General features: G+C 59.2%; 11 protein-coding genes and 1 pseudogene. 1 reads left to right on the top strand and 11 read right to left on the bottom strand.

From position 1 onward, the window contains the following. The 7 genes and pseudogenes from ACCD00_RS09985 to ACCD00_RS09955 all read right to left on the bottom strand — a co-directional run. Window positions 1–331 (bottom strand): annotated as a pseudogene (locus ACCD00_RS09985) (allophanate hydrolase); the annotation flags it as partial. After that, window positions 328–1,032: a 5-oxoprolinase subunit PxpB gene (gene pxpB / locus ACCD00_RS09980; RefSeq protein ID WP_413424029.1), complete on the bottom strand. Its 705-nt coding sequence runs from the start codon at window positions 1,030–1,032 to the stop codon at window positions 328–330. The gene pxpB and the pseudogene ACCD00_RS09985, both read right to left, overlap by 4 nt. Continuing rightward, a complete protein-coding gene (locus tag ACCD00_RS09975) occupies window positions 1,029–1,781 on the bottom strand; it encodes a 5-oxoprolinase subunit PxpA (protein ID WP_413424027.1) in 753 nt (250 codons plus the stop codon). Before ACCD00_RS09975 ends, pxpB begins: the two co-directional genes overlap by 4 nt. Before the next feature lie 86 nt (window positions 1,782–1,867). Next, window positions 1,868–2,719: an urea carboxylase-associated family protein gene (locus tag ACCD00_RS09970; protein ID WP_413424025.1), complete on the bottom strand. Its 852-nt coding sequence runs from the start codon at window positions 2,717–2,719 to the stop codon at window positions 1,868–1,870. A gap of 15 nt (window positions 2,720–2,734) precedes the next feature. Continuing rightward, complete coding sequence (locus tag ACCD00_RS09965; RefSeq protein WP_222585648.1) at window positions 2,735–3,400, bottom strand: GntR family transcriptional regulator; 666 nt, start codon at window positions 3,398–3,400, stop codon at window positions 2,735–2,737. A gap of 16 nt (window positions 3,401–3,416) precedes the next feature. Then, on the bottom strand, window positions 3,417–4,925 hold the full coding sequence (locus ACCD00_RS09960; RefSeq protein WP_413424023.1) for an amino acid ABC transporter permease/ATP-binding protein: 1,509 nt from the start codon (window positions 4,923–4,925) through the stop codon (window positions 3,417–3,419). A gap of 83 nt (window positions 4,926–5,008) precedes the next feature. Next, window positions 5,009–5,863, bottom strand: a complete 855-nt coding sequence (locus ACCD00_RS09955; protein WP_413424021.1) for an ABC transporter substrate-binding protein — start codon at window positions 5,861–5,863, stop codon at window positions 5,009–5,011. Between the two features lie 298 nt (window positions 5,864–6,161). Here ACCD00_RS09955 and ACCD00_RS09950 point away from each other — a divergent pair, with 298 nt between their 5' ends. After that, on the top strand, window positions 6,162–6,461 hold the full coding sequence (locus ACCD00_RS09950; protein WP_413424019.1) for a hypothetical protein: 300 nt from the start codon (window positions 6,162–6,164) through the stop codon (window positions 6,459–6,461). Between the two features lie 76 nt (window positions 6,462–6,537). Here ACCD00_RS09950 and ACCD00_RS09945 read toward each other — a convergent pair whose 3' ends face one another. From ACCD00_RS09945 to ACCD00_RS09930, 4 genes are all read right to left on the bottom strand, one after another. Beyond that, window positions 6,538–8,505 (bottom strand): DNA topoisomerase III, encoded by a 1,968-nt coding sequence (locus tag ACCD00_RS09945; RefSeq protein WP_413424017.1) that lies wholly within the window; start codon window positions 8,503–8,505, stop codon window positions 6,538–6,540. Window positions 8,506–8,729: 224 nt separating this feature from the next. Then, complete coding sequence (locus ACCD00_RS09940) at window positions 8,730–9,200, bottom strand: single-stranded DNA-binding protein (protein WP_413424015.1); 471 nt, start codon at window positions 9,198–9,200, stop codon at window positions 8,730–8,732. Next, window positions 9,197–9,715: a DUF3158 family protein gene (locus ACCD00_RS09935; RefSeq protein ID WP_413424013.1), complete on the bottom strand. Its 519-nt coding sequence runs from the start codon at window positions 9,713–9,715 to the stop codon at window positions 9,197–9,199. Before ACCD00_RS09935 ends, ACCD00_RS09940 begins: the two co-directional genes overlap by 4 nt. Beyond that, the gene (locus ACCD00_RS09930) at window positions 9,712–10,467 is read right to left on the bottom strand and encodes a PFL_4669 family integrating conjugative element protein (protein ID WP_222585654.1); all 756 of its coding nucleotides are present in this window, start codon (window positions 10,465–10,467) and stop codon (window positions 9,712–9,714) included. Before ACCD00_RS09930 ends, ACCD00_RS09935 begins: the two co-directional genes overlap by 4 nt. Window positions 10,468–10,598: the final 131 nt, after the last annotated feature.

Here is a 10,598-nt window from a genome sequence, read left to right as displayed (position 1 = left end):
CGCCCTGGACCGGCTGGCTGAACACGAGGCGTTGGCCACGGCGCACGAGAAAACTGCGCCAGGGTTGCAGCGGCTGACCGTCGAGGCTGGCGCCGAGGTCGGCACCGGCCAGGGCCAGGCAGGCATCCTGCTGGGCAATCAGACTGAGACCGCCGAGGGTGATCTCGATCACCGCCGCTTCCAGTGGGTTGCCCAGCAGCCAGTTGGCCCAGAACATGGAGATCCAGTCAGTGGCGCCTCCCTGGGTCACGCCGAGTTGGCGAATGCCAAAACGGCCGCTGTCTTGCAGTAGGATTAACGGGGTGCTGCGTTCTACCAGCAAGCCACTCATGGGTGCGCCTCCAGTGGTGTGTCGTCGCCGCCGAGACGGATGAACTCGTCATGGCTGATCGCTTCGAAGCGCACCCGGTCACCCGGTTGCAGCAGACTGTAACCATCCAGCGCGTGGTCGAACAGCCGTACCGGCGTGCGTCCTATCAGATTCCAGCCGCCGGGCGAGGCTTGTGGGTAAGCGGCGGTCTGGCGTTCGGCAATGCCGACGCTGCCGGCCGCCACACGTTTGCGCGGGGTATTCAGGCGCGGGCTGGCGAGGATTTCCTCGACCAGGCCCATAAAGGCGAAGCCGGGTACGAATCCGAGGGCAAACACCTGGTACTCGTGGCCGCTGTGGCGCTCGATGACTTCATTGATGGACAGCCCGCTGCGGTGTGCCAGGAACTTCAGCTCGGGACCCACACAGGGGTCGTACCAGGTTGGCAAACTGTGGCTGCGGCCACTGCCGCCAGCATCGGGCTGCAGGTTGTCGAGGGCCTGGGCGATCAGCTCTCGGGCCTTGCTCACCTGCAACTGGCGCAGATCGTAGTGCACCATCAGCGTGGTGTAGGAGGGCACCAGGTCGATCAGGCCCTGGCCGAAGCATTCGTGCAAACGCCGGGACGCCGCCAGCAGCCAGGGCATGTGGGCTTCGTCGATGGTGTCGAACAACCGCACCATCAGGCAGTCTACAGCGACGATTTCGATGCGGATCTTCATGCTTCTTGCAGCTCCCCGAGGGCCAGGCGAATGCGCTGTACGGCAGCAATCGAGCTGTCGTTGTCACCGTGCACGCAAATTGTATCGGCCTGCAGATGCAGAGCGCTGCCGTCATTGGCCATCAGCTCTTCGCCACGGGCCAGGGTCAGGGCCTGGTCGATCACGGTTTTTGCGTCGTGGTGAACCGCGCCGGGCAGGCTGCGTGATACCAGGTGCCCGGCCGGGTCGTAAGCACGATCGGCGAAGGCTTCGAACCAGACCGGTACGCCGAACTCGGCGCTCAGGGCCAAGGCCGTGGTGTTATCGCGTTGGGCCATCAGCATCAGCCGCAACTCGCCCTCGTAGGCGGCCGCGGCCTTGAAAACCGCACGCAGTGTTCTGGCATCGCGCATCATGTCGTTGTACAGCGCGCCGTGAGGTTTGACGTATTGCACTCGTCCGCCCAGTGCGCGGCAAATACCTTCCAGCGCACCAATCTGGTAGAGCATCAAATCTTCGACTTCTTGCGGCGAACAGCTCATGGAGCGGCGGCCAAAGCCGACCAGGTCCGGGTAGGCGGGATGGGCACCTATGCGCACGTCGTGGGCCAGGGCCAGGGTTACGGTCTTGCGCATGGTGCTGGGGTCGGAGGCGTGGAAGCCGCAGGCGATGTTGGCGCAATCGATAAAGGGCATGATGTCGGCGTCGCAGCCTGTGGTCCAGGCGCCGAAGCTTTCGCCGATATCGCAGTTTAGTAGTGGTGTGTTCATGGTCGTTGACTCCTGCCTTGGCTGTGCGGCCAGTCTGCGAGACACCCGGGGCGAGTGGGTGCCCCAGGTGTCGATTTAGCCTGTGGTTATTTTTCCCACTCGGCTTTGGGAATCAGCAGGCCGTGGTTGCCGTTGTAGGCGGCACGCTCGGGTTGTTTCCAACCGTCCAACAGCGACTCGTCGAGGCGGTAGATTTCCACGCCCAGTGGGCGGCAGACCTTCAGCGGATCCTCGGCGTCGGGCCCCCACATCGGCAGCGACAGGTCACCGCCCGGGCAGGTGGAGAGAGCACACAGCAGATCGATTTCGGCGAAGAACTCCAGGTAGTCGCCCTGTTTCGCCGGGCAGGCTTTCATGAAGTACATGTCGTCGTGATTGAGGCCGGTGCACTGGAAGATGTTCAGTACGTCGTGCACGTCGAACTCGGTCAGGCCATGGGGCAACACGGCACGCGTCAGGTTTGAATGGCAGTGGTGGTGGAAGTCCTCGCCGGTGAGCATCTTGTTCACGTATGGGTCGCAACGGGTGCCCAGCAAGTCGTGCAGACGACCGCCGTGTTCGTCGATGCCGTAGTCGGCCAGGCTGTCGTCGGTGATGGTGACCATCGGCCTCAGGAAGGGAAGGTTCGACCACAGGCGGTCGTAAGTGGTGACGTGGGCGCCTTGCAGCTGGCGAGTACGGGCCGCCCACATGCGTTCGCGGGGGTCGTTAGCGCTCCACACGTTGAAGTCTCCGACCTGTGGGCCGACCGGTGTGGTCACGCGAAACACGTGGCCCGCTGGCACTTTCCAGGCGCGGCCGGTGCGGATCGGTACCTCGAATTGCTCGATCAGGGTGCGGCCATCCCTGGACTTGCGCACGCGGTCATAGAAGGCTTTGTCGACTTGCAATGCGGCGCCTTTGCTGACTTGATAGGCCGCTGGATAGTCCTTGTACATGGGGTGATCCTCTTTTCAGTGTTTTGGGATGTTGCTCAGAATGTCCAGCAGCACCAACTCGGAGTCGTTGAGGTAGCTGCTCATGGCTTCCTCGGCTTCTTTCTTGCGGCCGTCACCCAGCAGGTCGTGGATATGCCGGTCGCGTTCGAGCCAGGGCTTCTGAAAGGTTTCCTCGCTGGGAGCGTTGGAAAACACCAGGCGCATCTGGGCCGCAACGTGGGTGAAGAATTCGTCGAACAGCGGGCTGCGCAACAGGCCGACGATGTGCTGGTGAAAACGCAAACTGTGGGTGCCGAAGGCTTGCCAGTTCTCGCGGTCTTGGGCCAGTTGCGCGGCTTCGATGGCTTCGAGCATCAGGTCGGACTGGTATTCGCGCAGCGGTTTGCTTGCGGCGATCGCCTGCAATTCGAGGGTGCGGCGGACCTTGAAGATATCGCGCACGTCGTCGATGCCCAGCCGGCGCACCATCACGCCTTTGTTGCGCACGTAGCTGGTCAGGCCTTCACGACCCAGCTGGTGCAACGCTTCGCGCACGGTATTGCGCGAGGCGTTGTAAGCATTGACCAGTTCGCTTTCTACCAGCGGCATGCCCGGCAACAGGCGCCCGCCAATGATGTCTTCGCGCAGCTCGATGGCAACCTGATCGACCAGCGACAGACTTTTTTCCTTGGGTTGACTCACCGTTGTGCCCCTCGGCTCACGCCAGTTGTACGTCTTTGAGGAACTTGGTCATGCGCTCGCTGCGCTGCTCCAGCATCTCTTGTGGCGCGGCGTTCTGGATAATCTCGCCGCCCTCCATAAACACCACCCGATCGGAGAGCTTGAAGGCGAAGTTCATTTCGTGGGTGACGATCACCATGGTCATGCCTTCGCGGGCCAGTTCCTCGATTACAGCCAGTACATCACCGACCAGCTCCGGGTCGAGGGCCGAGGTCGGTTCGTCGAACAGCATGACTGAAGGTCGCATCGCCAGCGCCCGGGCAATCGCCACGCGCTGCTGCTGGCCGCCGGAAAGCTGGTGCGGATATTTGCCGGCATGCTCGAGCATGCCGACCTTGCGTAGCAGCGCCAAGCTCAACAAGCGCAGCTCTTCGCCACCGCCATGGGCGTGATAGACCGGTGCGAGCATGACGTTTTCCAGGGCGGTCTTGTGCGGGAACAAATTGAAGCCCTGGAAGACCATTCCTACCTGCACGATGCCCTGCATATGCACTTTGTTACCCAGGGCGCCCTCCGGTGCTTTGGTACCACGCAGGAATGGTTGGCCCTGCAGGGTGATTTCGCCATGGTCCAGGCTTTCCAGGCCATTCATGGTGCGAATCAGCGTGGTTTTGCCTGAGCCCGATGGGCCGATGATCGATACGACCTCGCCCCAACGCACATTCAGCTCAACGCCCTTGAGTACTTCCAGCTCGCCATAAGACTTGCGCACACCCCGCGCCTGCAGAGCAAATTCGCCTGGCTCGGACTGGCCGGCGGCACGCCGGGTCGCCACTTGCCCGAGTTCGGCGGGGGCGATGTTCTTCGGTTTGCGCCGGGTTACGTCCAGGTGGTTCTCCAGCAGGCGCAATAGGCGGCTGAACACGGTGACAATAAACACGTAGTAGAAGGCCACCGCGAACATGGTCTCCATGACCAGGAAATTCTGGGTATAGAGCTGTTGGCCTACCAGAAGGATTTCCGACAGCGATATCACCGAGACCAACGATGTGAGCTTGACGATGGTGATGTATTCGTTGGCCAGGGTCGGTAGGGCGACTCGCAGCGCCTGAGGTACTACGATCAGCCGCTGTACGCCGCGATAACCGATGCCCAGGGCCTTGCCCGCTTCCAGTTGACCCTTGGCCACCGCCAGCAGGCCGCCGCGATGAATCTCGGCTATATACGCCGCTTCACTGAGCACCAAGGCGATCAGGCCTGCTGAGTATGGATTGGACAGCAGCGCACTGGTGGAGGGAAACACCTGGGGCAGGTTGTAGACGAAGATCAGCAGAACCAGCAGCGGCAGACTGCGGAAAAACCAGATATAGAGGCCGGCCGCATCCCGCAGAAAACGCCGCTGCGACTGTCGCGCCAAGGCCAGGAGAAAGCCGAAGACGATACCCAGCAGCCAGGTTTCCAGGCTCAGTTCGACCACGGTTGCCACGGCCCGCCAGAAGTCGCCGTTCCACAATAGGCCCAAGGTGTAATACCAATCGAATTGCATGTACTTACTCCGCGTTGCTGTGATTTTTCCGCAGAGCGGAAAGAATCAATGAATCCGCTACTGGATGCGTCCGGCGCAGGGTTTCAGGGTGTGGTGGTGCCCAACGCCACGTTGATTTCTTCGGCATTCGGTTCGTCCAGGTTGTAGCGGGCGAGCAGCTCGCCGTAGCTGCCGTTCTGTTTGATCTGGTCGAGCGCTGTGGTCAGTTCTTCCAGTAGCGCCTGGTTGCCTTTGCGCACCGCCAGCCCGATGACGACTGGATAGATCAACTCGTTGGAGCTGATAACGGTTTTGCCCTGCAGTTTTTCTACGGTGATTTTGGCGACTGCGGGATCTTCCATCTGCACATCCACAGCCTGGGCCAACAAGGCCTGTGCCGCTTCGGGCGAGGTCGGGAATTCACGAGACTGGATCGCCGGCTTGCCCGAGGCCAGGCAGTATTCGGCGGAAACCTTGTTGAGCTTGGGCACCCAGGATGCGCCCTTGATCGAGCCCACGCGCTTGCCGCAAAGGTCTTCGGGGCGCTGTGGCCTGAAGTTGCTGGCACTGAGCACCATCAAAGAGGAGCCGGTCTTCAGGTAGCTGATGAAATCCACCTGCTTGGCGCGTTCCGGGGTGACATAGAGCGCCGAGGCGACCACGTCGAAACGCTGGGCATTAACGCCCAGGATCAGGTTGGCAAAGCGGGTGTCGAGGAAACGCGGCTCCAATTGCAATTGTTTGCCCATCAACTGCATGAACTCGGGGTCGAATCCACTTGGCTGCTTTTGCTCCAGATAGGTGTAGGGCGGATAGGTCAGGTCGGAACCGACTGACAGCTCTCCCTGTTTGAGCGTGCCCTTGATCTCTGCCGCAGACAGTAGCGGCACCACGCAAGCCAGGGAGATCGTCAACGCCAGGTTGCGCGTGGTTTTCTTGCTCGTCAGACCTTTTTGCATGTTCGTATCCTCGGTTTCTGAACGCAGTGAGTAAGCGTGATTGTTCAACAATCTCATAGATACAAATATGCCTTTATCGTGCCAACTACTGAATTTGAGGTCTATTTGAACTCTTTCTGTAGGCGAAACACGTTTCATGAGCTGGCGGGGGCACTAAAGCGGCGCTATTTGTTACCGAACGCCACATCGTGGAGCACAAGAAGGTATTTTTGCGCGGGGGAGGTCCAGAGCTGTTACCGAGGGCGCGCGGCACCCGCATAGCTCGTAGCTGATGGAGGGCGGCAATGGACTGATCGTCATGCTTTGGGTCGAGGTGCTACGTAATCCATCGCTGGTCAGTGCGAATGCAAATGCCTGGTCAACGGGAATGCAAGCCGGTGGTCAAGATAAAGCAATTACCCATCTGATCTGGGGTCGAACGCTGGAGCTGTTCATCAAGATTCATGATTACCCTGATAACCCCGAGCACTTCGACAGCCTTGTTCATTGGCTCAACGAAAATCCTGTTCACCTTAAAGCGTTCAACGAACTGGGGCAGATATGGATTTCGACAGGTAGCGCCTTGGTCCGTGAAATCGGACAGCCTCTAAGCGACTAAGAGAGGGATCGGTTGCCGTTGATGATGCTCTGACCAGTCCATAGCTCCAATACTCATGTTGATCTCCAATGGAGCATTATGGGTGACGTGCATCTTTTCTGATCGGTGCAGCACCCTTGCAATCCGGGTAGTGGGAGCATGACCAGAACGGCGCTGATTTCCCCTTTCGCCTGAGCATTGAGGCGTTGCAAATGGGGCAGGTCGGGCCGGCCTCGACAGGAATGGCTAAAGTAAGAGAGCCGCAGTGTGCGACTAACTGCGCAATCCAGTTCGCCTGCTTGGCGACGAACGCATCAAGAGTCAGACGTCCCGCTTCGATTTCGTCCAAAGCCTGTTCCCAGATCGCGGTCATACCTGGATCTGCGATTGCAGCGGGTACCGCCTCGATCAGGGTGTGGGCCGCTGCGGAGGCCATCAAGGCGCGTTTTTTCTTCAGCAAATAACCGCGATCAATCAACCCTTTGATGATGCCGGCTCGCGTGGCTTCGGTACCGATACCGGTGGTATCCCGAAGTTTCTGTTTCAGGCGAGGGTCGTTAATCAATTTGGCTACGTTCTTCATCGCCTTGATCAGGTCGCCCTCAGTGAGAGGTTTGGGAGCGGCAGTACGCATGGACTTGAGTTCGACGTCGTCCACTGCGCACCGAGTACTCTGTTGCAAAACCGGCAATACTTGGGACTTGTGACTGGGCTCATCGTCCTCGGTGTTTTCGTAGAGCAAACCTTTCCAGCCCTGCACCAGGATCTGTTTGCCAACAGCAGTCAAACGCTCTCCACTGCACTCCAGTTCGACCTGGGTTCGATCAAACTCATGATGTGGAAGAAATTGCGCGAGGTAGTGGCTACGGATCAGTTCGTAGACTCGGCGTTCTTGTTCGGACATCCGCGCCAGATTCGCCGGTTCGGTGGTGGGGATGATGGCGTGGTGCGCGGTGACCTTGGCATCGTTCCACACGCGGGAGTGCAGTGATCGATCGAGTCCTCCCAATGCGGGCAGCAGTGTGGGATCCGTTTTGAGCAGGGCATCGAATACCGCGGGTACCTCGTTGAACATACTCTCTGGTAAATAGCGGCAGTCGCTGCGCGGGTAGGTGGTGGCTTTGTGGGTTTCATACAAAGCTTGGGCGATGTTCAGGACTTCCTGGACTCCGAGCCTCAACTTGCGCGAACAGACTTCTTGCAGTGTGCTCAGGTCGAAGGGCAGGGGTGGCGGTTCGCGGGAATGCTCAGTCTGCAGCGAGAGCACTGTGGCGATCTTACCGCTAGAAATCTCTTGGGCCGCCTGAATGGCCAGCGCTTGTTGCAGGCAACGACCCGCCTCGTCCTGCCCTGAGCTGGGGCTTAACCACGATGCGATGAATGGTTGCCCCATTGAGGACAGGTGCACATCCACGTCCCAGTAGGGTACTGAGACGAAGCTGGCAATCGCACGATCCCGATCGACCACTAGACGTAGGGTAGGAGTCTGGACACGTCCAACCGACAGTACGCCGTCGTAACCCACCCGCCGACCGAGGAGGGTAAACAAACGACTGAGGTTCATGCCGATCAGCCAGTCGGCGCGGCTGCGGGCCAGGGCTGAGTGGTAGAGCGGGTAGGTCTCCTGACCAGACTTTAGTGAGGACAGTGCTTTGCGAATCGAGGTCTCGTTGAGTGCGGACAACCAAAGTCGTTGAACGGGACCTCGATACTTGCAGAGTTCCAGTAGCTCGCGGGCAATCAGTTCACCTTCGCGATCGGCGTCGGTCGCGATCACGACGGTGGAGGCTTCACTGAGCAGGCGCTTGATGACTTTGAACTGCGCCGTAGTCTTGGGTTTGATCTCGACCTGCCACTGCGCGGGAATGATCGGTAGATGATCCAACGACCAGTTCTTGTACTGAGTGCAATAGGCTTCGGGTGGGGCCGTCTCCAGCAGATGGCCGATACACCAGGTGACGGTTGAGTCGGTGCCGATCAGGCAACCATCACCGCGCTGGGTGGCTCCGAGTACTTTGGCGATGTCTCGACCTTGGGAAGGTTTCTCACAGAGGAAGAGGCGCATAGAACTGCTCCGGATTGAGTTCGGAGCAGCGTTGTTGGAAACAGCCGTTGCGAGATACGAGAAACCTGAATTCCAGGTTCCTCATATTAGTCGGAGAGGGCAGGCTTAAAGCCCGAGGCTACTACCCAGTTTTAGCGTGGACGACAGGGTGGATCTTCACGAGCAGCGAGTAGTAACAGGCCATCAACTTCGCGCAGAGGCGCAATTTTTATGCCTGAAGTCTGTCAGTCCGTAGATGGCTGCCCTCTGCGTTTTTTGGGTTTCGACGCAGGTGAGCTGGTCTGCTCTGCGTTTTGCCCGACGTGTGTCGCAGATGCTGCTTGTTCACTGGAGCGTTCGCGCATGACCACGCTGTGCACTCGGTGAGGCAGCATGCCGACTCGACGGGCCTCGATCTTGAAGGTGACCCGCGCATTGTCTTCGCTGTCCTCCCACTCATCGCGCACTGTGCGGCCTTCGACCAGCACGCGCATGCCTTTCTGGTATAGCGTGCTCCAGTGCTCAGCTTCGCGGTGCCAGAGTTCAACCGGCGCCCAATAGCCGCCTCGGTCTTCATAGCTGCCCTCGCGTGGCACGGGGTTGTCGAAGTACACATTCAGCCGTAGCAAACGCCGCGGCTCGTCATTGCCTGATGGGAATTCCTGGAACTCTGGCGCACTGCCGATGTTGCCTTCGCCGACAAAAAAAGTACTCATCCTGATACCTCCACTGCGGTTGTGAATTGGCGCAGTAACCGTTCGGCACTGGCCATTTTGATCGCGCAGGTTGATGCCTGGCGGTAGAGCGAATGCACCACGCTCATTTGCAGGTTCAGTGCAATGCGGTTGCATTCGAATTGGTGCAGTCCCTCGCGCACGACCTGCGGTAGGGTTTTGTTGCTCATCTGGCGTTCCCAGACGGCAACCCCCATACGGGCGAAGTCGCGGGTACGCCAACGCAAAAAGGTGCTGCCCGCGCTGGTGTTCTGCAGCACCATTCGAATATCCAGCAGTGAGTAAGGGGGCTGTCCGGCCTGCTGCACCACAGCCTCCATCAGGTGGCATAACTGCGCCTCGATTTCCCTCGCCACTTGCGCCAGATGCTCCAACTCCCCCTTACCCTTAAAAGGTTTTAAAAGGCCTTTTAGGGAGGCTGCGTGTTCGAGCTGCCGATAGGCATCCGGTGTCAATGCTTCGAAGGGCATCGGCTGAGCCGAAGTCAGGGGATTCATGCTTCGTCCTCAGGCTCATCCACCGTTGCAGATAGCTCTCCCATCTCCTCTGCCAACACGTCAGCATCATCCACTGCCACAGCACCACGGCGAATGATTGGCGGCGCGAACTGGGAGCGGCGATGCCCTTCAAGGATGTCCATTGGGGGCAAACCCATTTTCTCGATGGCCGCAATGGCACGGGCGTTGTTCTCCGCCATGTCATCACGTGTGACGCCGGCATGCCGATAACGCTGCGCCTGGCCGAACAAGCTACGCAGCAGATGGGCACCGTCATCGATCCAGGCTTCCATGTCCCTGCGACCGATCAAGGCGGTGTGATGGGCCAATAGGGTCCGGCGCACGAGGGTGTCGTAGTCGGTTAGCAGGTAGACCGCCAGAAAACCCAGCTGGCTGCTGATGTACAACGGCAAGGTGACGGGGTGAATGTTGAGGTTGTCGCTCATGTCGATCTGTGTCGGCAGGTCCTGCCTGATTCGATCCAGCTGCTGGGTCAGTTCCAGCATTCCAGCCTTGGCCTGCATCAGTTTTTCTTCGAGCTGCACGATAGCCCAATCGGCATAAGGGTCGTCCTGGGCCGCGGTTTGTTTGATCAGATTGGTGACGCTGATGTAGCCGGCCATACCCATGATCGAGTGGACGCCTTCACGTGCGGTTCGACCTTGCCAGATACGGGCGGCGTGGTGGGTGTGCAGGGTCAGGGTGATGCTGCTGCGCAATGAGCCCAAGTTGAGCTGATAGTGATCGGCCACGGTGTTGTCCTCGCATAGGCTTGGACGGGAACGTTGCGACAGATAAAGGTCAAGGACAGCCAAAAAGCTGAATGCGGTCTATTCGGTTTGAGAGGGTTAATTTCGGAGACGTTCACGAGTGACGCCGACGG

Origin of the sequence: Pseudomonas sp. Pseusp3 (assembly GCF_047304225.1) — a bacterium.
GTDB lineage: Bacteria > Pseudomonadota > Gammaproteobacteria > Pseudomonadales > Pseudomonadaceae > Aquipseudomonas > Aquipseudomonas fluorescens_CD.
The sequence above is the reverse complement of the archived record's forward strand: the minus strand, read 5'-3'. Positions and strand labels throughout refer to the sequence as shown.

Coding starts and splice junctions, on each gene's coding strand:
- pxpB (WP_413424029.1), bottom strand. CDS start 1,032: ATGAAGATCCGCATCGAAATCGTCGCTGTAGACTGCCTGATGGTGCGG.
- ACCD00_RS09940 (WP_413424015.1), bottom strand. CDS start 9,200: ATGAGTACTTTTTTTGTCGGCGAAGGCAACATCGGCAGTGCGCCAGAG.
- ACCD00_RS09970 (WP_413424025.1), bottom strand. CDS start 2,719: ATGTACAAGGACTATCCAGCGGCCTATCAAGTCAGCAAAGGCGCCGCA.
- ACCD00_RS09950 (WP_413424019.1), top strand. CDS start 6,162: ATGCTTTGGGTCGAGGTGCTACGTAATCCATCGCTGGTCAGTGCGAAT.
- ACCD00_RS09945 (WP_413424017.1), bottom strand. CDS start 8,505: ATGCGCCTCTTCCTCTGTGAGAAACCTTCCCAAGGTCGAGACATCGCC.
- ACCD00_RS09955 (WP_413424021.1), bottom strand. CDS start 5,863: ATGCAAAAAGGTCTGACGAGCAAGAAAACCACGCGCAACCTGGCGTTG.
- ACCD00_RS09935 (WP_413424013.1), bottom strand. CDS start 9,715: ATGAATCCCCTGACTTCGGCTCAGCCGATGCCCTTCGAAGCATTGACA.
- ACCD00_RS09975 (WP_413424027.1), bottom strand. CDS start 1,781: ATGAACACACCACTACTAAACTGCGATATCGGCGAAAGCTTCGGCGCC.
- ACCD00_RS09960 (WP_413424023.1), bottom strand. CDS start 4,925: ATGCAATTCGATTGGTATTACACCTTGGGCCTATTGTGGAACGGCGAC.